General features: G+C 47.4%; 20 protein-coding genes and 1 tRNA gene. 10 read left to right on the forward strand and 11 right to left on the reverse strand.

The window, feature by feature from the left end; translation table 11 throughout:
• Window positions 1–138: 138 nt before the first annotated feature.
• The 5 genes from NC997_RS19190 to NC997_RS19210 form a co-directional block, all read right to left on the reverse strand.
• Window positions 139–2,169 carry an iron uptake porin gene (locus NC997_RS19190; RefSeq protein WP_190529134.1) on the reverse strand — a complete coding sequence of 677 codons (2,031 nt, stop codon included), beginning with the start codon at window positions 2,167–2,169 and terminating at the stop codon, window positions 139–141.
• A gap of 213 nt (window positions 2,170–2,382) precedes the next feature.
• The gene (locus NC997_RS19195; RefSeq protein ID WP_190411966.1) at window positions 2,383–3,255 is read right to left on the reverse strand and encodes an MBL fold metallo-hydrolase; all 873 of its coding nucleotides are present in this window, start codon (window positions 3,253–3,255) and stop codon (window positions 2,383–2,385) included.
• A gap of 287 nt (window positions 3,256–3,542) precedes the next feature.
• Window positions 3,543–4,253 carry an SDR family oxidoreductase gene (locus tag NC997_RS19200; RefSeq protein WP_190411967.1) on the reverse strand — a complete coding sequence of 237 codons (711 nt, stop codon included), beginning with the start codon at window positions 4,251–4,253 and terminating at the stop codon, window positions 3,543–3,545.
• Window positions 4,254–4,463: 210 nt separating this feature from the next.
• The gene (locus tag NC997_RS19205; protein ID WP_190529136.1) at window positions 4,464–5,354 is read right to left on the reverse strand and encodes a hypothetical protein; all 891 of its coding nucleotides are present in this window, start codon (window positions 5,352–5,354) and stop codon (window positions 4,464–4,466) included.
• Window positions 5,351–5,758 carry a pirin family protein gene (locus NC997_RS19210; RefSeq protein ID WP_190529138.1) on the reverse strand — a complete coding sequence of 136 codons (408 nt, stop codon included), beginning with the start codon at window positions 5,756–5,758 and terminating at the stop codon, window positions 5,351–5,353. The genes NC997_RS19205 and NC997_RS19210 overlap by 4 nt, the downstream gene beginning before the upstream one ends.
• Window positions 5,759–6,101: 343 nt before the next feature.
• On the opposite strand from NC997_RS19210, the gene NC997_RS19215 reads away from it, so the two are divergent.
• The gene (locus tag NC997_RS19215) at window positions 6,102–6,662 is read left to right on the forward strand and encodes an opioid growth factor receptor-related protein (protein ID WP_190529140.1); all 561 of its coding nucleotides are present in this window, start codon (window positions 6,102–6,104) and stop codon (window positions 6,660–6,662) included.
• A 262-nt stretch (window positions 6,663–6,924) separates the two neighbouring features.
• Here the strand turns inward: NC997_RS19215 and NC997_RS19220 are convergent, their stop codons facing one another.
• Window positions 6,925–7,710 (reverse strand): DUF3891 family protein, encoded by a 786-nt coding sequence (locus tag NC997_RS19220; RefSeq protein ID WP_190529142.1) that lies wholly within the window; start codon window positions 7,708–7,710, stop codon window positions 6,925–6,927.
• 204 nt (window positions 7,711–7,914) lie between these two features.
• Between NC997_RS19220 and NC997_RS19225 the strand changes: the two genes are divergently transcribed.
• A complete protein-coding gene (locus NC997_RS19225) occupies window positions 7,915–8,073 on the forward strand; it encodes a hypothetical protein (RefSeq protein WP_190529144.1) in 159 nt (52 codons plus the stop codon).
• Here the strand turns inward: NC997_RS19225 and NC997_RS19230 are convergent.
• Window positions 8,067–8,963, reverse strand: coding sequence for an alpha/beta fold hydrolase (locus NC997_RS19230; protein ID WP_190435937.1), 897 nt, complete (start codon window positions 8,961–8,963; stop codon window positions 8,067–8,069). The genes NC997_RS19225 and NC997_RS19230 overlap by 7 nt on opposite strands.
• A 132-nt stretch (window positions 8,964–9,095) precedes the next feature.
• On the opposite strand from NC997_RS19230, the gene NC997_RS19235 reads away from it, so the two are divergent.
• Window positions 9,096–11,159 (forward strand): S-layer homology domain-containing protein, encoded by a 2,064-nt coding sequence (locus tag NC997_RS19235; RefSeq protein WP_190529146.1) that lies wholly within the window; start codon window positions 9,096–9,098, stop codon window positions 11,157–11,159.
• An 87-nt stretch (window positions 11,160–11,246) separates the two neighbouring features.
• On the opposite strand, the gene NC997_RS19240 is transcribed toward NC997_RS19235, so the two are convergent.
• Both NC997_RS19240 and NC997_RS19245 read right to left on the reverse strand, forming a co-directional pair.
• A complete protein-coding gene (locus NC997_RS19240; RefSeq protein ID WP_190529148.1) occupies window positions 11,247–12,287 on the reverse strand; it encodes a mechanosensitive ion channel family protein in 1,041 nt (346 codons plus the stop codon).
• Between the two features lie 262 nt (window positions 12,288–12,549).
• Window positions 12,550–13,080: a hypothetical protein gene (locus NC997_RS19245; RefSeq protein WP_190529150.1), complete on the reverse strand. Its 531-nt coding sequence runs from the start codon at window positions 13,078–13,080 to the stop codon at window positions 12,550–12,552.
• Window positions 13,081–13,445: 365 nt separating this feature from the next.
• On the opposite strand from NC997_RS19245, the gene NC997_RS19250 reads away from it, so the two are divergent.
• The 6 genes from NC997_RS19250 (at window position 13,446) to NC997_RS19275 (ending at window position 21,431) form a co-directional block, all read left to right on the forward strand.
• Window positions 13,446–14,807, forward strand: a complete 1,362-nt coding sequence (locus NC997_RS19250; RefSeq protein ID WP_190529152.1) for a hypothetical protein — start codon at window positions 13,446–13,448, stop codon at window positions 14,805–14,807.
• Window positions 14,808–14,866: 59 nt separating this feature from the next.
• A complete protein-coding gene (locus NC997_RS19255; RefSeq protein ID WP_190529154.1) occupies window positions 14,867–15,784 on the forward strand; it encodes a histone deacetylase in 918 nt (305 codons plus the stop codon).
• A 107-nt stretch (window positions 15,785–15,891) separates the two neighbouring features.
• Complete coding sequence (gene gshA / locus NC997_RS19260) at window positions 15,892–17,028, forward strand: glutamate--cysteine ligase (RefSeq protein WP_190529156.1); 1,137 nt, start codon at window positions 15,892–15,894, stop codon at window positions 17,026–17,028.
• 275 nt (window positions 17,029–17,303) lie between these two features.
• A complete protein-coding gene (locus NC997_RS19265; protein WP_190411980.1) occupies window positions 17,304–17,768 on the forward strand; it encodes a tRNA (cytidine(34)-2'-O)-methyltransferase in 465 nt (154 codons plus the stop codon).
• Between the two features lie 860 nt (window positions 17,769–18,628).
• Complete coding sequence (locus NC997_RS19270; RefSeq protein WP_190529158.1) at window positions 18,629–21,232, forward strand: peptidoglycan DD-metalloendopeptidase family protein; 2,604 nt, start codon at window positions 18,629–18,631, stop codon at window positions 21,230–21,232.
• Between the two features lie 126 nt (window positions 21,233–21,358).
• Window positions 21,359–21,431 (forward strand) — tRNA-Met (locus NC997_RS19275).
• 71 nt (window positions 21,432–21,502) lie between these two features.
• Here NC997_RS19275 and NC997_RS19280 read toward each other — a convergent pair.
• Window positions 21,503–23,575, reverse strand: coding sequence for an amylo-alpha-1,6-glucosidase (locus NC997_RS19280; RefSeq protein WP_190529160.1), 2,073 nt, complete (start codon window positions 23,573–23,575; stop codon window positions 21,503–21,505).
• Between the two features lie 145 nt (window positions 23,576–23,720).
• Here NC997_RS19280 and NC997_RS19285 point away from each other — a divergent pair, with 145 nt between their 5' ends.
• Window positions 23,721–24,326 carry a peroxiredoxin gene (locus NC997_RS19285; protein ID WP_190411983.1) on the forward strand — a complete coding sequence of 202 codons (606 nt, stop codon included), beginning with the start codon at window positions 23,721–23,723 and terminating at the stop codon, window positions 24,324–24,326.
• A 206-nt stretch (window positions 24,327–24,532) separates the two neighbouring features.
• Here the strand turns inward: NC997_RS19285 and NC997_RS19290 are convergent, their stop codons facing one another.
• Window positions 24,533–25,540, reverse strand: a complete 1,008-nt coding sequence (locus NC997_RS19290) for a tetratricopeptide repeat protein (protein WP_190529162.1) — start codon at window positions 25,538–25,540, stop codon at window positions 24,533–24,535.
• Window positions 25,541–25,545 lie beyond the last annotated feature (5 nt).

Genomic DNA, 25,545 nt, shown 5'->3' on the forward strand with positions numbered 1-25,545 from the left:
TAGAGCGATCGCATCATGGCAAAGCAAAGCTTCCGCCAGTTTGTGCCTCACTCAATCACATATACTGGGGAATTTTGCCGAAACCGCAACGGGTTATTTCATTTATCAGAGCTTTTTCGCTTTTACTGGCTTTTCTCCTTAAAACCGGAAAGTTGCTCTCATCGTTCCCACGACTAACGTGTCATTTGCCGCATTATGGTCGGGGTTGAAAACGACTAAAACTCCCGGCGTCAGGAAAATGTTATCCGTCAATCTGGCTCGGTAAAACAGTTCTAAGTGCAAAGCAGTGTCACGACGCCCTCCCGGCGTCCCACTCAAATTGGTCAAAAAGTTGGGAAGATTGAAGCCATCCGGCAAGGTACTGGAAGTAATTTTCGGCGGCTGTCCAAACAAAATTCCCCCCAAATTTCCTCTACCAAACAAGTCAGGAAACGCAGAAAATAACATCCAATTCGTAGTTTCCACAGAACCCGAAAGATTGACCGGATCTGAAGAAGTCCACCCTCCCCAAGTCCCTAAAGTCAATCTAGGGTTGACGCGCCAAGCCAAAGTCCCTCCCACGGCGTGAGTATTAAAGGCAAAAGAAGTCGATGGCGAAATAATCGGTGCCAAGGGCGAAATGAGTTGATTGTCGCCGGTGCCGATACCCAGCAAACCATCGGGAGAGTGTGAATAGATATAGTGCAACCCGATATCTAGATTATTTGTAGGTGCAATGGTGAACTGCACGCCCGCACTGGTTCTACCGCCAAATAGTCCACCTTGGCTGCTATTACTGGTAAAGCTAGGAAGTTCAGCGCTGTAGACGGCTTGTAAACTCAGGCGTTTGTTAATTTGCCAGTCAAATCCAATGCCGCCCGTGCCGTTGCCAATTGACAGAATGGGGTTGCGCTGACCTAATAAGGAAATCGAACCATCTCCCGAACCTTCCAAAGGATGGATACCGCGAAATGTATTGGCAGGGTTAACACCAGCGGGACCAACAATAATGCCGAAGTTATCCGTGACTGGAAACCGATAGGAAAGGTCGCTTAAAACCAGGTCGTTGTTAGTTTCTAACTCAGTCGATAACCGACCCATATTGGTAAAGACAAAGGGTGCAGAAGAGGCGAGATTTCCACCCTGAAGCCCCGTCAGCAGTAAATCCTGTCCTGTAAACGAGGTTGCCAGAGACAGTTGAACGTTACTTGCTAGAGTCAACTGAGCTTTACCAGAACGTTCCGGCACCCCATCTCTGGGGAACAAATCCACATCTACTTGATTGCTTCCCTGCAAGCCAACAATTGCTTGCCCAAATAGTCGAGTATTGGTAGAAAATTGGTGATTTTCGAGCTGTGCTGTGCGACTTTCTAAGTTATCGACTCGACCTTTAACTTCCGCTAGTTCCGTGGCATAGTCTTGTTGAAGCCGTTGCAGGGTTGCTAAATCATCTTGAGGAATGCCTTGGGGCTGTGACAAAATTGTTTCCAGGGCAGCATTGAGGGCGGCGGCAAATTCGTAGCGGCTGAGGGAACGGTTGCCGCGAAAGCTGCCATCCGGGTAGCCGGAGATGACTCCATACCGTTCTGTCAGGTTTTTTAGGGCTTGGTAACTCCAATCTTCCGGAGTAACATCGGTCAGTTGATCGACTGATGTTAATTGACTCATCGCATCGTCTGATTCATCGCTGTCAAGGATATTTTCTAAGCCTGGATTGTTCGGCTGAGTTGTTGCGAGTATCTCTTGGGAGGCATTCGGAGAACTCATTTGGGTTAACAAACCTCTCCCCCCTCCCCTCTCCTGCGAGGCGAGGGCAGTAATATTATTCCCCCTTCCCTTACCCCCCTCATTCCCCTCGCTTGCGGCTACCGTGTACGATTTTTGGTTAAGTGGCAAAACGTTGATCGATCCCCCTAAATCTCCCTTAAAAAGGGGGACTTTAACTGGATTTCCCCCCTTTTTAAGGGGGGTTGGGGGGATCAAAACGGGACTGGTTTGAGAAGTCAGGCGATTGGAAGTTGAGAATTCTGGCTGCGTGACTTCAACCGTGACGGAAGGCTTTAAAACAGGTTGAGGCTCAGTTGCATCGAGCGATCGCTCGGATGGCTGAGGCATTACGGCTGAGGGTGGCAAAGTTGAGTTTTTCCCAGCAGTTAACAGTCCGACAACTACCAGGCTGAAGTCGCTCATGAGATTCTAGTCATTCTGGATACATAGCCGTTACCTTTGACAGCCGAAATTGCTAACTTCAGGAAATCAACTAAAAAAAACGGCACCCCACTTAGGAATGCCGTTGCCATATCAGTTTTTGGCGTCACAAGTTACGCATTGAGGCGTTATCCTTCTGACGCGGTGTGCTTCTAACCCCCTTGTTCAAGAGGCGTTGAGAAAATCAAAAAGACTTTAACGCGCTTCCATCCAGGCGATACACTGCTGCATCTGCTGGCGCATCGTCTCATTGTCAGCATGGTATCGGCGTCCGTGACCGGGTAGCACCCACTCAAACGAGTAATTAGCCAGCTTTCGCATTGATTTAAGCAATTCAGGCCAGGAATACCAACAGACATCGGGGAAGGCAAACAAGTGATTTAAACTTGGCGACCAAGCCAGATGATCTCCCGTGAACAGAAATTTATTTTTGTACAGTAAAACCGTGTGACCTTTTGTATGACCGGGCACTGGAATAATTAACAAATCTGGCTCCAACTGTACTGGCTCTAAGCCAGTTAGCTGAATTTCCACATTGCGAGTACCCGAAGAGATTTCATCGGTGTGGAGAATTCGCTGACACCCAAAATGCTCGGCATACTTTTGATGATCCGCTACATCATCTCGGTGCGTCAGATACATATAGCGAATCTCTCCCATTTCCTCTAGCCGCTTCACCAGAGGAGGCGTAAAGCGGGGAGAATCAACTAACACATTGCCTTCCGGTCGCACAATTAAATAGCTAGCAGCGCCATAGGAATTTTCTGCATGATAGCCGCAATGATAGACATTTTCAGCGACTAAAATCGGAAAACTGTGCTGAGCATCTTTAACGTCTTTTGGCTTCTCCACAGTCCCAATGGAAGCCGTAGGACAAGACAAAAGAGCCTGCATTGCTTTTAATCTTTCAGCCTCATTTTCTGGCTGATGATAAACTGCTGACTGCTCATCGGTGCGATAAAACACCTCTGGAGTCATCCAACGACAAGTATCGCAATCAATACAAGTCGTATCAACGTAAAAATCGCCACTAATATTTTCAGGGTGACGCTGATTTAAGTGAGCCATAATCTAACCTAATTGGTTGTTTAAAAAGAATCTTGTGCAAAATAAATGCCTTAAAGTGGAAGCTCGAAAAAGGGAGATAGAAAAGGCTCAATTTGCAGATCAATTTGCCGACATTGTTCAACTTCCTGTACTTGAGTCCATTAGTTCAAAAAACCTAACTTTAGAGAGATGATAAAAATAAGCTGCTCATCCCTTTTAAAGGTGGGACTACAAAAATTATAGGAACGCACTTGCTCGCGTCTGTCTAACCTAAAGCAAATAGATATAGAAATGGGATGCGATTGTGCTTACCAATCAATGGGTTGGCGATCGCGGAAAAAACCACTCGTGGGGCCATCATCTGGAAGAGTAGCCAGCCACACAATTGTTTCAACCCCTTGCTCTACAGACCGGGTAGCATTTGGGCCACCCATATCGGTTCTTACCCAGCCAGGACACACAGAATTCACTAAAATATTGGTGCCTTCCAACTCATTTGCAAAAATCCGGGTAAGGGCATTTAATGCGGTTTTGGACATTCGATAAGCGGGAAATCCAGTGTTCATGTCGGATAACTGTCCTGCACCCGATGATACGTTCACAACACGCCCATACTGATGCTCTTTCATCAGCGGAATTAATGCTTGGCAAAGCAGTAATGGGCCGTGTAAATTCGTCTCCATCGTTTCGTGAATGGTACTAACCTTGGTGTTGAAGATACTACCCTCTGGATCTCCTAAAGGATCTCTCGCAATTCCAGCATTGTTCACTAGAATATCTAATCGCCCAAATTGATTGCGGATGAACTGAGCAAGATGCTCAATACTCTCTGCACTGGTGACATCAAGCGGATGAGAAACTACATCTAAGCCTTCAGCTTGCAATTTCTCAACGGCTGCTTTCCCCTTTGCTTCGTCACGACTGGTCAGAATCACTTGGATATCTCGCTTTGCGAGTTGTCGGCAAGTTTCAAAACCCAGTCCCCGATTGGCACCCGTGACAATTGCGACTTTCTTCATTGGATTTTCTATATTTCCACTGCTCCCTTTGTTTCTACTCTAGACTTTTTTGCTTTTATTGAGTGTTCTGCAAAAATTTCAGGACTGATTTATCAATGAAGTTTCGGCAGATTCCTTGGGAAGTTGCTCAGAATCTGGTTAATTTCTTGTCATGGGTAAATGAACGTACAGAAGCAAAATTAGCAACACGGGTACAGTTTCCTGTACGCATTAGGGCGCAAGCCACAAAGCAACATTCCGCGCATAAGTCTTGATATCTTCTAGGGCGCGTGGCTCTTGGTTCATGCCATCGCCGGGAGCCTCATCCACAAAGCTAGGACAACCTTTTTCGATGTCCCAGTTGTAATCGACAAAATGGTGAAAACTCGATGCAGCAACTGCACGCCCTAGGGTGTTGCCGTCAGTGTCTTTTTCACTTTCGATAACAACAGCCAGATTAAAGGGACGACCTGTAATTAAGCTTTTGCCCATTGCAATAACACGAGCATTTTTTGCGCCTGCGGGAACTCCGATTGCGCCCTCATGGGGATGAGTGGGAAAATATTCGACTAATCCAGAAGGTGAATTGGGATTGCGTAGAAGTTCGTGAATGGGTTCCGTAGGCGTTATTTTTTGATAGTCGCCGTTGCGCCCAGAATGATAGTTAGGCCAGGAAATATAGGTTGTGTAGGGGTCGTCAATGCACCAGCGAGATTCGTCGGGGTCTGGATTTTTGGTGTTGAAAAAGTGGATCGCGCCGATGTCACCCAGACCGTACATGGAGCAACCCATATCTTGATGATCGCGGGTGGTGAGGATACCTCCACCGCGTTTGCGAAATGCATTGATTCCCGCACAATCTTTTTCCGTCAGACCTTCGCCAGTATCTAATGCGAATAGCCATAGCTGGTCAAAATCCGAGCGGTCGAGGGTACTTAAAATTGGGTCGTTGCCGTCTGCATCTAACACGCGATCGCGTTCTGTTACTTCAAACAGGGGATTCCCCGCTTCATCTGTAACAGATGCGAGATAGTCGCGTAACAACGAGAAGCGCCAAATACTCCAGTCATCTTCTGTTGTCGGGATGGTTGTCTGGAGCAAAATGCGAATGGGTTGTGTCATCGTTTTTTACCTAATTCTTCTGAATCGAGAATTATCCAAATTTGCAGAAAATGGGCGGAATTAGTTTCAGAGAAATTAAATTCACGGTGGGTGATGCCAGCGCCAGCACTCATCATCTGTGCGTCTCCTGGATAAGTACCTGTCCGATTCCCCAAGCTATCTTGATGCTCCATAGCACCTTCTAGGACGTAGGTGAGGATTTCCATGTCATGATGGCTGTGGGCACCGAAACCAGAACCGGGTAAGACTCTATCATCGTGAATCAGCCTGAGAGTGCAAAATCTCATTGGCTCTGGGTCAAACAAACCCCCCAAGGAAAAGGTGCGATCGCTATCCAGCCAACCTAGCTTGGTATAACCGCGATTTTGTCTGTCGTGGATTAAATTGAGCGTATCTTGACTCATCGCTTGCACCTCGGTTTGAGTAGTCAGACACGGATGTCAGTTCATGCGATCGCCTAACGCTAGCAGCTACATTGGCATTGGTGAAATTATCAACGGTTATTGTAACGAAGGCAACAGTTAGTAACTGTTGTTAGCGCTACTAGGCACTGTAGCTTTTGTGAGGAAAGCGAGATAGTTCCATAACGAGGAATGCTAAATACTCTAGTTATCTCCTCGGATCTAAAGGGTCGTTTGCAACAAAAATACTCATAGACTTTTCTATCGCCCTGCCAGCTTTAGAATGAGCGTGAATCTAGCTGATTTCCCAGATTGTTAACATTTGATTAATTGCAGAGGAACACTTATGGCAAAATCATCTGACAAAGAATTGGTTGCTAAAGCATCCCCGGCTCTTGTGGCTTTCTATCTTAGTCAACATCCTGATTCAGAAGGACGGATGATCGACGAGATTTGGTCATGGAATTACGAAAAGCTTGAACGGATTCATGACTATGTTCAGTGGCTTTTTCCCCTGAAAGATAAAAGTGGCTACAACCCTAATGCACTGGTTCTAAATGATGAAATTGTTCAAGCTTTTCGGACAGATCCTCTACTTAAAACACGTCTGCAAAAGTCATTTAAAGTAATGCTCAGGTTTTATGGATTTAAATGCAATGAAGGAAACGTAAACAATATTGTAATAACAAAATCAGATCAATATCAAGATAGAAAACGGGCTTGGATTGAGCCTCTGAATCATAATTACCTCCGAATTACCAGAATTTTAAAATGTTTGACAACTCTGGGATTAGAAAATTATGCTCAAGCTTTTTTCAAGTGTTTAGATAATATCTACTCAGAAGAAAGTCAAAAAATTGGAGCTGATACTTATGCTTTTTGGAAAAGGGCAATTGAAATGAGTTAATTTTTGGGGTTTATTGCCTAAACGATCGTTGTAATGAACCCCGAACATTCTCCTGAAAAACGACAATAAAATTACCTGTCCTTGGATAAGAGAGCGGGCAATCTTCATCTTCCTTGAAAGCCAGTCTAGTAGGAATATTGGGTAAAAAAAGCAGAATATAGAGTCAGCAGAGGCAAAGCATTCGCCCCTACTGACTCCTTTATGGGTAAGCACAATATGTTGCTTTGATGAATACCGATTAATTACATAATCCAGTCGGTGCTTACACGGGATGCAGGTGAGTTTTAATCGTCACCCAAGGTGCTTTCGCGATCGCGTTCCGCATCGTCTCCTCGTCTGGGAAGGTTTCCGATAGATAGCGTCCTTCGCAAACCAGCGTTACCGCATTCTCTGAAAAAGGCCAAGGACTTACCGCTACCTGAGTTGGATCGCCTGCTAGTGGCGTCAGCTTCAGCGTAATTTCACCCTCAGCGGTGGGAACCTTCTCTACTGAACGCTCTTTACTTAACTTCATGCACAAGATCAGCGATAAACAATCCCAGATTCCCACTAACTGCCGATTTCGGGCGATCGCTTCTGGTGTGCTGTAGGGTGCGTAATCCGGATCGTTGCGGAGGGAGTCAATTAATTCCTTCTGGAAAGCCTGTTCGCGCCCTAGGAAGTCCTGCACAAGCTGGATATCTTCTGCGGAGTCGTTACTAGAGTCGTAATGCTCGTAGAGGCGCGTACCGTGCAGGGAAGCTAGCAGCGCTGGATATCTTCCTTGGGCGATCGCTAATTGTCCGGCTTTTGACCAAATATCTATATGGATTTTTCTCGGTAATTCCGTGAAACTGTGCGGCAAACCTGTTTTTGGGTTGAAGGTAGGCGTCTTTTCCCAGGACAGCCAGCCAATATCATGTTGCTCGGCACCTAAGCAAACCTCTTTTCTAGGTTCCAACTTCCCAAAATACTCATTTCCCCACGCTTGTGCCAATTGACCCGATACCCACGCATGGGCAAGCTGCGCGATCGCTATCAGCCCCTCTGGTTCTTTGCGATATAGCATTTATGGTTCCTACCGCATCTTCCTAACTATAGTCGTGATGAGTTGGATGCTCCTCATCACAGCAAGCCGTGCTTTATCCATTTAAACCGCTCGCGCCCCACGAGTCTGTCCGCTCCGAGATTGATTTCCACGAACGGGATCGGCAGTGAATAGAGTAATCCTAATTTCCTTTGTTTTCAGGAAGGCAAGGAAGGAGCGAAGAGGTTGGATGTAACGTTAGGTGAATCAGGCGCGAGGGGACGCGATCTCGAAGCGAGTGCGATCGCGTTCCCTCAAATTCAGCACCTTAAATTCAGAACCTCAAATGCACAAGTCGGTGCAACGACAGTTGAACCGAAACTTTTACTGACTAAGTTTTATTGACTGCTCAGCTGCGCCAACCAATCCAATATCAAAGGATTCACCACGTCCGGACGTTCATCATGGGGACAGTGACCCGTTTTGGGAATGCCGACAACCTTCACGGGTTGCCCATTCTCACTTAGCTCTTTATAAATCGTCGCACCCTTAATCGGCGTCCAGGGGTCATCTTCTCCCCAAAGTACCAGCAGCGGGTGTTGTATTTTTGGCAACAACTCAGCTGGGCTAGGGCCAGGGGGTGCCGTGAGAATTGAGGCAAAAACCTGCTGAGCGCCCGTGTCACAAGAAGGATCGTAAAGCATATCCACCAGTTCATCCGTGATAGCTTCAGGGTTCACGTAGACCTGTCTGAGCGTGCGACGGAGACGAGCTTTGTGGCGGATGCGGTTAAATAGGAACGGGCCAGCGACTTTGGAACTGACCAGCTTCGTGAAGGCTCCCATCACCAGCCGCAGGGGGAAATTCAGCTCATCGGGGCGATGATTTAAGCCCCCGGCGCAGTTAATCAGCACGCCACCAGCGGAAATTTCTGGAGAATTCACCACTACCATCAAGCTGAGTAATGCCCCAATCGAGTTGCCGACAAAGACGGTCGGTTCCTGAATATGAGTTTTCCAGAAATCCTTGAGCAATTCTTCCCACAACTGGAGATTGTAATCGAGGGCTGGCTTGTCCGAACCGCCGAAGCCGAGTAAATCTAGGGCAAATACTCGGTAGCCCTCAGCGGCGAGGACTGGCATATTCTTGCGCCAGTGTCCAATGGAAGCGCCAAAGCCGTGAATCAGCACTAGAGGGCGACCTGTGCCCATGACTGTGTACTGAATCCGGTAGCCGCGCCAAGTCCAGTTGAGTTTTTCAAAAGTGCTTCCTGTTTTTAGCTGCTGAGTCGTCACGATAATTATTAAGATTCCTTAACTATTTTTCTATCGTAATAGTCTCTATCATTAAAAAGAGATAAACCAGGGAACATCTAACCGACTTGAAAAGTCACGCTACCCGTTTTGTTTAGGTGTGAGAAGAGATTAATGAAGCGAAGTTCCTTGGTATTTTTAGGCAGCCTGGTTTTTGCTGCTGCCGGTTTAAGTATGACAACGGTTGCCCCTGCGATCGCGCAAGTTGGACAAACAACGGCCAATCTGCCCTTATCGGGTCGAAATCTGCTCAGCCAAGCAGAAGACGATACCGCCCAGCTGCCAACAGCGGTTGCTGAAGCTGTTTTAAAGGATGCTGCCCAACGGACAGGAATGCAAAGTTCTGACTTAACCATCCTTCAGGTGGCGAAGCAAACTTGGTCAAATGGTTGCTTGGAGTTAGCAGAAGCAGGTGTTGCCTGCACCGAGGCACTGGTTCCCGGCTGGCTGGTACTGGTCGGTAGCGCCAAAGAACAGGGATTTTGGGTTTATCGCACCAACGAATCTGGAACGCTCGTGAAGTGGGATGAAACAGCAACCCAAACCCTGACGGCTCGACTCCGGTCGGAAAGTACCACCACTGGGCAACAGACAACAACCCGTCGCACGGAAACCACCGAGCAAAGGAGTACCGTCCGCACAGAACAGCGGTCTACGGTGGCAATGACCGAATCCGCAGGCAACTTTAGTCTTGCCGTTCTGCAACCCGCAGGCAGCCTCACAGAGGTGATTACTCGCGTATCGGTGAAGTCGAAACAAGGCAACAGCTATTCCCAAGAGCAGTATCTCGGCGACTTCAGATACAAAATCAAGCAAAAAGCGAAGTTTGTCAAAGGTGTGAATCCGGGCGATCGCGTAGTGGTGCGTCTATACGACCAAAATCGCTTGATTGGCTACAGCGAGTTTGAATGCTTGTCTGAAAACGCCGCCGTTAACCTAATTTTGTCAGAAAATCCGTCTGAAACCCGCGTAGTGCGGACTGTGTACGGGATTGACGCTGACATGGATGGCAACATCGACAGCGGTACCACCGCCTACAACTACTACACCCAAATCGACTCTCAGGAACGGGTAACATTCCTGAGCAGCGTCGAGCAAATTAACGTCAGCCAGTTCCAATCGAGCGAGATTTCGACTTCGGCAGCGACTAGCGTTTATTCCAGCTCATTTACCAGCGGTGAATCAATGCTGGCGGGTGAGAGTATGAGCGTTTACAGTTCCGGAATGGCTGCCTTGCTGACCTCGGCTCCGGGTCAGCTGGTGCAGGTGATTGAGGTAGAAGCCGATAACGCTACCTACGAAGTCAGCCAGCTGCTGGCAAGATATGCAAACGTGGGAGTCACTCGAAACATCCAGACGAGCTTTCCCGATGTCCCGCAGGGCTACTGGGCAAAAGATTTTATTGCCCAACTGGCGGAGTTAGAAATTATCGAAGGCTTCCCCGATGGTCGCTTCCGACCGGATCAGCCGGTGACTCGCGCCCAATTTGCGGCGATGCTGCGGAAAGCGTTTGAGATGAATAAAGTGCGGAATGCGATCGCCTTTCGGGATGTCTCCTCGGATTACTGGGCGTACAGTGCTATCCAAGAAGCCTATGAAATGGGCTTTTTAGGCGCTGTTTCCAGCAATGCATTTAACCCCACCCAAAAGCTTTCTCGTCTGGATATCTTAGTGGCATTGGCAAAGGGAATGAACTACTCTTCTGCCAGTACCACCACCCAGACGCTACTGCAAGTTTACAGCGATGCCGCTAGCATCCCTAGCGACGTCCGCAGTTTGGTTGCGGCGGCGACAGAACGGGGTCTGGTGGTGAACTATCCTAATGTCCAGTCACTCAAACCCAATCAAGTCGCCACCCGTGCAGAGGTGTGTGCTTTCCTCTACCAAGCTTTAGTCAGCACTGGGAAGGCTCAGAACATCGCCTCGCCTTACGTGGCGGGCGAAGGTGCGAAACCCCCCACAGTGCGCGAAGCCGTTGATCCCCCACAACCAGAACAAGTTCCTACCAATAACCGTGAGGTAGAGGGGAACGAACGCACGAATCAGCGTCAGAATTGCAACCAAGGGGTCGGTAATGGATCGGAAGGTTGCGATCCAGGCAATTCTAATCGGAACCAGCCCAGTAACGACGAAGGCGCAGGCGCAGCACCTGGAAGTCCGGGTCGTCAGGGTCGGTAATAGTCGATAATCGTTAGTCTGACGACTAAAGAAAGCCGCAGCTATCCAAATTGAATAGCTGCGGCTTCTATTTTTTCGACGTTTATATTAGTCATTAGCAATATTATTTCCCTTCTGGTTTACATAAACTTCTCTACTTGGAAAAGGGATAGTAATTTCTTCTTGTTGATAGCGTCGGTGTAATTTTTTGATAAATTTATGCTTGGCAATTCGTTGGTTTAGAAATTCATTAACTCTAAGAAACACTGTAAAATTAATACTAAATTCTCCAAAGTTTTGATATAAGATAAAAGGCTCAAAATCAGAAATATCGGCTGCTAATTCTTGCATTACTTCCTTAGCAACTTCAACCGTTATTTCTTCAACGTGTTCCAAGTCGCTATCGTAACTAACACCTACTTGAATTGGTAAAGTTATTTCTTTCACTGGTAAATGGTAATTCGTAAAAATGGCAGAAGCCAGTTTTGTATTAGGCACAACGACTAGATTATTTGGCAGTTCTCTAATCACCGTATTCCGCCAAGTGATATCGGTAACGTAACCTTCTTGTCCCGTCTCTAGTTTTACATAGTCGCCAGTTCGGACTTGTCCGGAAATAATCAAATATAAGCCTGAAAATAAGTTAGATAGCGTATCCTGAAATGCCAAAGCAACCGCCAAACCGCCAATTCCCAAGGTTGCCAAAATGGGTGTAATAGAAATACCTAGCGTTTGCAAGATCATCAGGATTCCCAAAACTATAACGATAATCTTGGCTAGGTTAGAAAGTAATGAAGCTGAGACTCCGGGTGTTCTTTGACCGAATATAGTAACAAAACTAGCAGTCAGTCTGGCTAAAACTAAGGTGACAGAATAAAGGAAAATAACTGTCAGAATATTCTGAAAAATGCCGGAAATCCGGTCAGGAATCACCTGATTTAGTTGCAGAGTAAAAATGGCTCCATAAAAGCCAGCAACAATAAACCAAATCTTGGGGATGCCACGCAGGGAATGAAAAACGATTTCATTTCCTGGCAACCGAGTTTTAACAGCTATTCTTTTGAGTCTAGGAAGAAAAAATTTATCAAAAATTATCCCAACGAGAAATCCGCTAAGAATAAAGGCAATCGGGACAATCCATTGCTTCATGTTGATAGTTTTATCTCAAATCTACTTGTAATCTACTTGAATATTTTATGACACTAGCGTTGGTGGGCAATCTCCGTTGTCCCTATCGCGGCTAGATATTGCAGAGACACGATTGATCGCCTCTGCTGGCGCGGTTTATAGAAAAAAGATACAGCTTCAAGCAATTCTCGATTGGGAGAGATACATCGCTAGGGGCATGGCAATCAAAAAGCCGCTATCGAACGCTAGAACCGCATATATTCTGCCCAACCGAGAAACACGATTACGACAATTGTTGCTTCAACTGATCGATCAACTGTCTTAGATTTTCTGGGCTGAGAATGGCTTTCACTTCTATCTGTTGCTGAGTATCCCGCAGAGTCAGGATGTGGTTTTCGCCTTCCTTGGCAGCAAATTGCAATTGGGGATGTTTAAATTCAATCTTTTGATAGATGGTTTCTGGTATCCCTACCCGAATGACCAGTTCTCTTTGAGATTGGGGATAGATATAAAGTTGCTGGCGAAGGGTATCGAGTTCGAGTTTGGTAGGCGTAGTGCTGCGTTCTCGATCTTCGTTGATTTTGCGCCAGTAGAGAGTGATCCCGCGAATCTCAGGGATTTGAATCTCAAATACTTCGTCAAAGCGTTGGGGTTCCCAATCGAGTTCGGTAGCATCGCCCGTCTGGGGAATGATTCGCTGTCGCCACGTGATTTTATTGTCGATGAGACTTGCCCACCATTCGCGGATGGTTGCGAAGTTGTTGGTATTGTCAGGATTATTGCTGCCCTGTTCCCAGACGATTTTGTGTTGCATTTTCTCTCTTCCCTCCCCATCGCTTGCTGATTTCTCTTCTCTCCATCCAGTTTAAACTTCCTCCCTTGCCGGGAGTTGCTGTGACACAAAGATGTCGAGGTGTTGTATACGGCGTATCTACAGCGATCGCTCGTTTGCCCTATCTTCAAGTCTAAAACTGGCTGAATCCTGCGCGGGTAAGAGATGCTATGCAAAATTTTGCGATCGCTTCTAAATCTACCTTGAGCAGGTTTCGTCATACACTCTATATTGGTTCTCAGTCCGCGCCAGCGGGCTTTGTTTAAAAGTTCTCGCAACTTCTACTTCCTTTTTTCTGAAGTGGGGTTGGCATAGCGGTGATTTGAATCGCCAGGTATGGTGGCAATATGTTTACTCTTCCGATGAATCTGTTATTTCTTCCTAACCTGAATCTATTTGTTTACCACTTGAGAAACGGGTTGGGAGACGATGCAGAGCAAATCAACCAAAACCAGCTCACGTTTTGGGATAACTTCCCGTTAGAATTGCAAAGAATTCTTGTCGCTGCTGACGATTCAAATTATAACGATCCAGAATATTTAGAATTATTGCGCCTAGCGGGGGAAACTGAAGCTTATTATACTTTTCAAGCTCGCACTGAAGGATATCCAGTCAAAGGCTTTTATTATCCCGTGCGATTTAGCGATAGTTATGGGCTTTTGTTTAATTGCCACATTAACGATCGAGACTATTTGCAATCTTTTAAATGCTTTCCTAGCCTCAAACATCTTGCTGCTGATAAACAAGGCAATCTTGGAAAAACCTGGCTCGTGTCTGGGATTTTACCTCGTAACTGTGAAACCCCTTTAGAATGTCTCGCCCAAGAAGCTTACGAAACTTTGAAGTTTGGGAGGTGGAAACAGCAAAAGCCAAGTAAAGGAAAATTTTTAGGGGCAACCATTTTTGAAGTGTGGCTACCTCCCCAGCGTTGGGACATGGAAGAAAATCACCATGTTTTGGTTATCTTTTATCCCGATGTAGCCGCCGAAACTGAAGCTGCTAAATATTCTGAGGTCTGGATGCAGTTGTTTTACTACCGCAATAAAATTATTTGGTCTTATTGTGAAGCTCAGAAACTCAGACAGCAATTGCAAGAGAATTTCGGCTATATTTTTCAAGCGGGTGAAATGCTCAAGCAGCTACCGTTAAAAGAATTGCAGAGAATTTTAGAAGTAAATATAAAAATATTGTCCCAGTATGCTTCAGACTTAAATCATCTAGAAATTCAATTGCACGCGATTGAAACCTATCAGAAAAAATACCAAGAACATTTAAATTACCTGCTTCAAGAAGCTAGCAAATATGGAGAAACCGAGCTGGATTTTCTGGCACAATTTAACCAAATAGTCAAGCAATACGAAATTCAAATTCAACAAGATCGTGCCAGCTTTAGCCCTGCATTGAGAGTGCTAGAAGATGTGATTAACACGATTCGAGGCATCGTCGAGATTGAACAAGCTAAGCGCGATCGCAATCTGGAAAATATTATCGCCGCTGCCAGTCTGGGAGTGGGAACCGCCTCAGTCGCCGCCTCTGCTTCCTCGGCGTTGGTAAAAGATTTTACCCAGCCTTACCCTAACCAAATCGACAACCAACTATCCGCAGTCATCCCCTTGGCGAATCTGGTTATTGTCATCTTGTTCAGTATTGGTTTAGGTTGCCTGGTTAGTGGGTTTGCCTGGAAAATTTTGCGATCGCGTAGCGCTTGAGGAAAATCGCGCCGTTAATCCTCTCTCCCTTTGCCGCTTGGCAGTTCAAAATTTTAAATATGGACTTGCCAATTATTTACCACCAGGATTATGTCGTACCTCTCCCAGAAGGGCATCGCTTCCCCATGCCCAAATTCAGCAAACTCTACGAAATGCTCTTAAGCGATCGCGTAGCGCATCCAGAGCAAATTCATCCGCCCGAACCTCCTCCACTAGCGTGGATAGAACTCGTTCACACCCCAGAATATGTCCAAGCATACTGTGAAGGCACCCTCGATGCCAAAGCCCAGCGAAGAATCGGATTGCCCTGGAGTCCCGCATTAGCAAATCGTACCTGCGTGGCAGTAGGCGGTACGATTCTCACCGCTAAACTGGCACTCAGTCACGGTTTAGCTTGCAATACTGCGGGGGGTACTCATCACGCCTTTCCCGGTTATGGTTCTGGTTTCTGTATTTTCAACGATTTAGCCATTGCTGCCCGCGTGCTTCAACATCTGGGACTGGTGCGTCAAATCCTGATCGTGGATTTAGATGTCCATCAAGGAGACGGTACCGCCGTGATTTTCCAAGAAGATAGCAGCGTCTTCACCTTCTCGATGCACTGCGAAGTTAACTTTCCCGGAACCAAACAACAAAGTGACTTAGATGTTCCTCTCCCGATTGGGATGGAAGATGACGCCTATCTGCAAACCTTGGCAAAATATCTCCCAGATTTGCTCTCACAAGTCAAGCCGGATCTTGTTTTATACGATGCTGGCGTCGATCCTCATGCTGGCGATCGCTTGGGCAAACTCGCCCTCACAGACACCGGAATCTTCCGCCGGGAAATGCAAGTTTTGAGTACCTGTGTGGCACTCGGCTACCCAGTCGCCTGTGTGATTGGCGGGGGTTATGCTGACGATCTTGACTCCCTCGTTTATCGGCACTCCTTGCTACACCGAGCCGCCACCACTGTCTATCATCAGTACCAACTTTGATGCCAGACTAAGGGCAGAGGAGCCATTTCGTCTTCCTCGATACACTTTTTAACGGTAGCGGTATCCCGTGTCCGTACTTCGTACTCACTCATCTGAGGAAAAACCCCTTGCTATCAAAAGGCTTTGAAATTGAAATGTATACCGGCACCCCCAATGGTGACATTGTGGGTTTATCCGATCGGATTGTGGCAGACCTAGACGGGTTCATGCGGGAGCCGGATAGCCGCAACGTGGAATATATCACAGAACCCTTTTATTGTTACGACCGATTATTGTGTGCCTTGCTACGCCCTAGACGGCAACTCCGAGAGTATCTAAAACGCCTGGGAAATTACACCCTGATTCCGGGGAGTACGCTGTCTTTAGGAGGCAGCGATCGCTTCTGGCGCTCTGACCCTAGCAATCCTTACCACGACTACATTGAGAACACTTACGGCACCAAAGTTGTCACCGCCAGCGTTCACATCAATATCGGTATCAGCGATCCTGAAACCCTGATGCGGGCGATTCGCCTTGTCCGCCTAGAAGCACCCTTATACCTTGCCCTCAGTGCTTCTTCCCCGTTTTTGGATGGTAAAGCCACTGGCTATCACTCGACTCGCTGGGGATTGTTCCCAAAAACCCCAGCCCACGTTCCCTTATTTGAAAGTCACGCCCACTTTATCCAGTGGACGGAAGCCCAATTAGCCGCTGGGACAATGCAAAATGTCCGCCACCTCTGGTCATCCGTGCGACCAAATGGCAACCAGCGCCCCTACGACCTTAACCGCCTAGAACTGAGAATTTGTGACCTGATCATCGATCCGGTTGCCTTGCTGGCGGTTACAGCCTTGCTAGAAGCCCGACTTTTGCAGTTGATTGATGACCCCAGCCTCGATCCCCTAGCAATGAGTCAATTGTCTTCACAAGACTTGATTACCCTGACTGACGCCAACGAAGACGCCGCCGCCCGTCAAAGTTTGGATGCAACTCTGAGACATTGGCAAGACGGCAGACCGATCCTGGCGCGAGATTGGATTGAAGAAATAACCAGCGAAGTTTGGGACATCTCTAAACAGATGGGCTTTCGCTGTTTCTTGTCACCTCTGAAAAAGATTCTCCGCGAAGGAAATTCGGCTCAGCGGTGGTTAAATCTCCAAAACCAAGGTTTTGACACTTCCAGCGTGATGATTGACGCCATTCAAGCGGTGGCAGATCAAGAGCGCGAACTGGAAGACAAATTGTGCCAGAGCCTAGTTGCATGAAGCACTTGAAGGATCGAGAATGAAGCCTGAAGGCAGAGAATTATCCTAAAGCCTTCATTCTTTATCTTCGATCCTTACCTAGCCCCTGATTTCTTTTTTTGCCTTTTTGTGGCTTAATTTTTTGGCTAAAAAGAATCATTCGGGAATTAGAATATTTAATCAATTTGCTTGGGGTGAGTCATATAACAAATATGTATAGGTTCATGCCTCTTTGGGTATAATTTGAGTTTCCATCGTGGATTTTAGTGTTAGAGCCAGAGTAATTAGTAAGTCTCATGCCGTTTGTTGTTCTCTACAAGCCGCAAATTCCGCCCAACACCGGCAATATTGCCCGTACCTGTGCTGCCACTGGGACGGAACTGCATTTAGTCGGGCCGTTGGGTTTTGACATTAGCGATCGCTATCTGAAACGTGCCGGTCTGGATTACTGGCCCTACGTCAATCTGCACCACCACATTGGTTTAGAGGATTTTCAGGCATTCCATCAGCAGCGAGGGGGACGATGGATTGGCTTCAGCGTTTCGGGAAGGGATAACTACTTGAAGTTCGAGTTTCGGGCAGATGACTGGCTATTATTTGGTAGCGAAACAACTGGATTACCTCCAGAAGTTCTCGCCCTTTGTGCCAATACTGTCTATATTCCAATGTCACAGCCGCACGTTCGGAGCCTGAACCTTTCTGTTAGTGCCGCAGTCGGTTTGTTTGAAGCGCGTCGCCAACTGGGGATTTTGTCCTCCTGAAGGAGGCAAACAAGTCCTTTGCTCATTGCGTGTTATCAATCTTTAGTCAGGTGTTCGCAGATTGAGTTAAAGGTTAGAAATTTGGTTTGACCTTTTCTCTAGGAATCTCAAACGTGTTAACCGGCAACTGTTTGTGACTATTTATGGCTGAGCTTTCCCTATGACTTCTTGCTCAACACTCGGTGACGAATGACTCTTTTCCCTTTCTTGAGAGAGTTTCTTTTACGTCCTTCAGCTATCTAGAATACCGAATGAGCGCGGCTTAGATAAGAAATTTCTATGAACAACAGAGTAACAACGGGAAATTGATTGATAGATTTTTTTATCCAAAATCTTTCAGTGCTGAGCCTCTAAAACAACCTCGAATCAATCTTTAGGAAGATTTTTAGTAAATATGCGTCGGTATGCTCTATGCCATTTGTCAGAGTTTTCTCCATGATTCTACGGTTGTTATTCAAGGCAAAATCAGCTTAAAGTCTCATGTTGTAATGGATCAACAGCAGGATGCCAACAACGAAAAAGTTGTTTTCTCAGTCTTCCGGAGTAAAGCAAGTCAAGCAAGTATGTTCCAATATGCACGCCTTAGAAAGGAATACACCATTGACTTGCCAGCTCTTGACAAAAGGCTCCTGATTAACGCAATGATGAAGTCTTCAGCAGGGTGGGTCAAATGTAGGTCGTGCATGATTAAATTTTCCCAGTCATGTAAACTTGTCTAAATCAAAAAAGCAGGGTAATCTTGCCTAGGTATGATTACCGGCAGTGATCCTAATCACTTTTTGATGTGATTTGTCCCATTGACTGGTAAAAAACAATCATTCAGGGACAGTTAAGCGCTCGTCATAAGTAGGAGGTCGTGTTTGAAACGCCCATTCACGCACAAGATTAAATCAGTTCCTTCCTGTGCAGCAGACAAAGATGCGAAAGCGAATCTGTCCGCAGGAAAGCTTTCCGGGGGAGAGTCAGGTTTATTGAAGCCAATTTCTCCAGAGGTTAACCGTCGGGCTCGCACCTCTGCCGCCATGATTGGATTGGCAATCTCAATGGGCACCTCCAGCCTATTGCTGCCGCAACAAGGCGATGAAGCAAAGGCAGCCGATCCGGTCGCCACTGAGCCGACTGTTACCAACGCTCCTGCTGCAACAGATATTGCTGTTGCCGCTCCTGCCTCAAAAGTGGAGCCAGAAACAACTGCTTCAGTCGCAGCAATAAAGCCGGAATCCAAATCTGTCGCTGCTTCCCCAAAGGTAGTAGAGCCGGAATTCACATCTGAGGCCGTTTCCCCGAAGGTGGAGCTGGACGCTAAAGCAGAATCGAAACCAGCACCGCGCGTTATCGAACACAAGGTGCAGCAGGCACAGACAATTTGGCAATCGTCGAAGAACTATGGGGTAGAACCTGCCGCGATCGCCACTTCCAACAACATTAAATCCAGCTCAGCTCTTCCAGCTGGACAAGTGGTGAAAATTCCTTCAGCGAACGGTATTGTTCACGAAGTGAAGCCGGGCGATACCGTCGAAAAGCTATCAGAGTCTTATGGTGTTCGCCCGATACAGGTGCAGCAATCATCTGGAGCGACAACATCGGATGGACTGCCGGTGGGTCAATCAGTCACGATTCCCGGCAACGTAAATGAGCTATTAAAAGCAAGACAAGACGCTGCCATGAGCCGCTTAAAGGAGCAGCGGAGCCGCTTGCAGAGCAGTCTGGCGGAGTTGCGGTCTGAGGAGACGACAAAAGCATCTGCTGGTCAATTAGAGGTCACTGAAACAGCCCAAATTGATAGCTCTGAAGCTGCTGAGGTGGAAATAGCTGCTCCTAGAGTGCAAATTCCGGTCGCGGTGCAGATGCTAGGGGAAAACGCCCCCAATCAGGTAATCAACCAAGTACCGTCCGTACCACGCAATATCGCGGTGCAGATGCTAGGGGAAAACGCCCCCAATCAGGTAATCAACCAAGTACCGTCCGTGCCACGCAATATCGCGGTGCAGATGCCAGGAGAAAACGCCTCCAATCGGGTGATTAACCACCTCCCATCGGCACAGGCACGGGAATCGCTAGAAGCATCCCCGCAGGCGATAGGGGTGAATGAAAGCGTACCAATCCCAGTACCGACCGCGACTAACCAAGCGCTGCCAATCCAGACAGTGGCACCCGTACCGATTGCCGTCGTCGAACCTAATGGGGTAACGGCAGATGTTTACCAGGTCAAGGCGGGAGATACGGTGGATGCGATCGCTCGCATTCACGGCGTTTCCAGAGGAGAACTGCTGCGGATAAATCAGTTAGATAACCCGAACATGATTCGAGTGAATCAAGCACTGAAAATCCCGAAAAAACAGACTGTAACTGTAATTCCTGGTTTGAACGCTGCACTTAGACAATCCAAGTCTAATGTTGCTGTACCGAATCTCTCCGTTCCTACTTTGCCAACGGCTGTTCCCTTACCCGTCGCAGCAACACAGGTACGGGTGCAAAGTAGTGCTAACGTACCTATCGTCAAACCAATGTTAGTAGCGGGTAATCCGTTACCCATTGCCACACCCGCTGCCACACCGATTGCCGAGAGGAACCAAACTCAGTCTGCTGGCTTGAAGCAAAACTCTGAGTACAGCACCCAGATTGAGAAACTACGGGAAGACATCATCAAACTACGGCAGCAGTATCGTACCCAGCAAAACGGGGATACCGCTAACTCACAGAACGTTCCGGTTGCTAACATCTCGGTGCCAGTGACTCCCGCATTCGAGCCGGTTGCACCTGTCGTCAACAAACCGTTGCAACGTTCTGAATACTCGACTCCGATCAATCCAGAATTCAGCCCAAATCGTTATAACGAAGCCGTACAAGCAGAAATGCAAAAGCGGCAACGGCAACAACAGCGATCGCAGGCGGCAATCGAAATCAAAGTGCCCCCACCTGCTGCACCACGGGCTAGAACCCAGAAGCCATTGGTGGCAGCAGCGCCCTCCGGAGCGGACACTTATAACCCGACACTCCGGCCCCCCTTCGGACAACAAGTTGCTCCAGAGTTACCGCCCCTCCCTGGTCCAAATCCCTACCTGCCGGATAGCCAAATCCAATTCAATGGCTACATCTGGCCCTCAAAGGGCGTTTTGACCTCTGGTTATGGTCGGCGCTGGGGACGGATGCACAAGGGGATTGATATTGCGGCTCCGGTTGGCACACCCGTCGTGGCGGCAGCTCCTGGTGTCGTAGTCTATGCACGCTGGAATTCAGGTGGTTATGGAAATCTGGTGGACATTCAGCATCCGGATGGCAGTTTGACTCGCTATGCCCACAACAACCGGCTCCTGGTTCGCGAAGGCGAAGCAGTTGAGCAAGGTCAGCAGATTTCTGAGATGGGCAGCACCGGACGCAGCACTGGACCTCACCTTCACTTTGAGTTACATCCATCTGGAAAAGGAGCTATCAACCCAATAGCTTTGCTACCTCGACGCTAAAAAAAGGCAAAAGACAAAGCAAAAGACAAAAGAAAATATATTCTTTTGTCTTTTTTCTTTTCTTGCGTGAGGGATAGCAATAATCACGCCAGTATGCTAGGATGATAAGGTTGTTCAAGAAAACTTGGCTCTGTAGCTCAGTGGTTAGAGCAGGGGACTCATAAGCCCAAGGTCGCAGGTTCAAATCCCGCCAGAGCCATTTTAAAAGTTATGAAAAGCTAGGACTGAGGAATGAGTAGGCTTGCGATCGTACTCATTCCTCGGTGCTAATCAGTCAGAGTAGTGCCGGATGAGTTCGGCAACAGACCAAGCTTGAGCGATCGCTCCTTGAGCTGCATGAGGCGGATCGCCATCAAAAATTTCCGAAACCGAACCCAGGCAGGCTGAGGACTGCAAGTGTTCAATCATCGACTGCCAATCAAAAGGGACGGGTTCTGAATCGTAGAGGCGCTTCCAGGCTCGGATAAAGGGGCCAATCAGCCAACTCCAAACCGTACCTTGGTGGTAGGCGCGATCGCGATATTGAGAATTCCCAGCATACGTCCCCACATAGCGGGGATCGGCGGGGTCGAGACTGCGGAGACCGTAGGGTGTCACTAAGCGATCGCCTGCTACCTTGAGGACAGACCGCCCTTGCTCGGTAGGAAACCCGCAATGATAGAGCGAGAGCGCCAAAACTGCATTCGGACGAATTGTGGGGTCTCGCACATCATCCGGTGCGATCGTATCGTAGAAATATCCCAGCGTCGGATTCCAGAACTTTTGCAGCGATCTCTTCACCTGTTGCGCCTGCTGAATATAGCGTTCTCGCTGGTTAATCCGCCTCTGTGAATTCGCGCCTCCTTCCCTTAATAACAATTCTGCCCATCGGCTAGCCCAGCACAAAGCAGAGTACCAGAGAGCATTAATTTCTATAGGTTTACCCCGACGAGGCGTTACCGGCTGACCATCAACCACCGCATCCATCCAGGTAAGCGCCACTCCTGGCGCATCCCAGGTAACTAGCCCATCCGTGGCATCAATCCGGACATTGTACAGGGTGCCAGCCATAAAGCTTTTGTAAATCTGCCGCACCACAGGATATTGCTGAGCCAGAAAATCCCAATCCTGCGTTGCTTCTAGGTAAAGACCCAAAGTTTCAATCCACCACAGCGCAGCATCAATACTGTTGTAAAATGGCTCAGCTCCAGTATCTGGAAACGCATTCGGAATCAAACCATTCCGACAATAGCGCCCAAAAGTTTCCAGCAGTCCCTTCGCTAACTCATAGCGCCCAGTCGCTAAAGCTAGTCCTGGTAGAGCAATTAGCGTATCGCGTCCCCAGTCATTAAACCAGGGGTAGCCAGCAATCACAGTCGGGCCAGCAATGGAAGCGCGGTAGACAATAAATTGATCGCCTGCTCGCAACAGCTGCTGGCAAATATCATTGTCAATGTCATTGTTAATGGTTGAGAGTTCGTTGCCATGAACCCTCAACAAGGGACGGCGAAGCGCTTTCAGTCGTTGTTGCTCAACCTGCACTGCTTGCTCAAAGTCTAGGGAACTGAGCTGTGATTGTTTGGAGTTACATAATCCCACTTTCGCTTCTAGGGTGAGGGAGTCTCCCGGTTGTAGGGGTACTGTCAGGTATCCAGGGCTGTAGAGGTCTTCCTTGTCCCCCAATCCCCGCCGCTTCTCTTCTGGATAGTAATAATGCCAATACCAAACGGTGTCTGGTTGATAGCGACCCTTACTCCAGCGCAATTGCCAGGGAGTCCCAGTCCAGTCAGGACGCATCCCTTGCAAGCAAATTTGCTTTTGACCGACTAATTGCGAGAAGGACAATCCGGAAGCGCCGGATTGCTGGTGGTGAAAGTCGCGATCGCCAATTACCGGGCGTAACCTCAGCGTAGCCAACTCAGTGCCTTCATAGCGGTACTGAATCAAAATCCGGTGACAAAACTGGGGAGTACCTACTTGCTCAGTCTCCTTCCCGCTACTTACGCTCTGTGAGCTACTTTCTACTAAGCCATAGGGCATCACCAGCTGCCTGCTTAGCTGCCAGTTATCTTCACCCCAAACCCAACGGGGAAAGGGGTCAATGTCGAAAGAACGCAGTAGCTCATAGCCCAAAGGGTCAATTTTTCCATCTATCCAGAAATTCGTCCCCAGTGCAAATACCCGTCCTCCTACATCCAAACTGGCATCCAGGTGAGACAGTAATAAAGTGCGCTGACTCGGCGGATCGAGGGCGGCAATTAACCAACCGTGATAAGTCCGAGTCCGAGCATCACAAACCGTTCCACTGGCAAAACTTCCTAACCCGTTGGTGAGCAGCCACTCGCGCGTATCCAAATTCTTCATTCCTACTCAAACTCGTTATGAGTATGATATAGTTGTTACAGTTCGTAAATTAGCTGTCGTTGCGTCTAGGGTAGACCTCAACTAGATTACCCTTGACTCAGCACGAGTCAATGCAAAATCTATTCCATTTAAGGAGAATCTATTCATGACCCACCACACAGAAGGCTGTCTTCGGGTTGGACAAACCGCCCCGGACTTTACCGCAACCGCTGTGGTCGATCAGGAATTCAAGACCATCAAACTGTCTGACTATCGTGGCAAATATGTAGTCTTGTTCTTCTATCCTCTTGACTTTACATTCGTTTGTCCTACAGAGATTACAGCTTTTAGTGACGCTTATTCAAAATTTCAGGATCTCAACACTGAAATCCTTGGTGTCTCTGTAGACAGTGAATTTTCCCACTTGGCATGGATTCAGACAGACCGCAAGTCCGGCGGCGTCGGCGACCTAAACTATCCCCTCGTTTCCGATATTAAGAAAGAGATTAGTGCTGCTTTCAATGTCCTCGATCCAGAGGCAGGCATTGCACTCCGGGGGCTGTTCATCATTGATAAAGAAGGCGTGATTCAGCACGCTACGATTAACAACCTGGCTTTTGGTCGCAACGTCGATGAGACTCTGCGGACGCTGCAAGCAATCCAGTACGTACAAACTAACCCCGACGAAGTTTGCCCCGCTGGTTGGCAACCGGGTGACAAGACAATGGTTCCCGACCCCGTCAAGTCAAAGGTCTTCTTTTCTGCCGTCTAAATTTCTGGTGTCGAGTTAGTTTCAGAACTGATTCAGTCGTCAATTAATCAAAAACCCCAATACATCTTGTATTGGGGTTTTTTTTTAGGCTTGCGATCGCGTTAACTCCTGTAACGCTGCTTGCACGATATCTAGATGCTGCTGATTATATGCGATCGCGGCTATCCCTTCTCACCATTACTCGTGCAGTCGTAGCGACTCACGCCTTATACTTTCTGACTCAGCAATTTTTTCTTGAGTTGCTGACACTCTTTTGCTAGCGGTAGGTTTAATTCTGTAGCAATGGATAAGGCGCGATCGCAATACTCATTTGCCAGCCCTAAATCGCCTAATCTTTGATGAAGTCTTGCCAAGTTATACAGAGTTATAGGTTCATCACAACGAGCGACAACTTTTTTAAATATTTTCAGTGCTGTCTGTAAATTCTCTTCAGCTTGTAAATAGTCTTTTAATTCGATTAGGGTATTTCCCAAGTTACCAATTACCTTTCCTATAATCTCATCATCTCTTATCTCCTCTAGCTTGCTTAACACCTGCTTATAGTTATTGTTTGCCTGCGTGAAGTTTCCTAAGTAATAATGGACAACAGCTATGTTATTTAATGCTGTAGCTTCCCCAGTGAGGTTGCCTGTCTCTCGTGCAATTGCCAAATGCTGCTGATGGTAATCAATTGCATGGGGATAATCTCCTATGGATTTATAAGCAATGCCTAGATTGCCCAGCGTTTCCGCTTCTCCAGATCGGTCGCCTCTTGTTCGTACAATAGTCAAATACTGTTTAAGATACTCAATCGCTTGATGGTAATCTCCGAAAGATAGGAATGCATTCCCTAAATTGCCTAGAAGTCTAGCATTTACCCTAAGATTTAATTTGCCTAAAAGTCTCTTGTACAGTTCAATCCTTTCCTGATGATATCCCCAAATTCCCAACTGAATATGTAATTCGTCCTTTGTAGGCGTATTGAGGCGAATAGAAAGGATATCACTAGCTCTTCTCCAATTCTCAACTTCACATAAATGATGAAACGCTTCTAAGTAGCCTCGCACTTTCTCTAAATTAGTAGCATCAGGCTTTGGTTTGTACTTCATAAGCCAGTTTACAACTGCTATGTAATCATCGAGCTTACTATCTAGGACTGAAGCCGCCAGATAGGGTGGATTGATGGCAAGTTCCGTGAGAATTAAATTCCCTGGTGGTGTAATGCTATCTGTCATTACTG

The organism is Trichocoleus sp. DQ-A2, assembly GCF_039961915.1.
In the GTDB taxonomy this organism is placed as follows: domain Bacteria; phylum Cyanobacteriota; class Cyanobacteriia; order Cyanobacteriales; family FACHB-T130; genus FACHB-T130.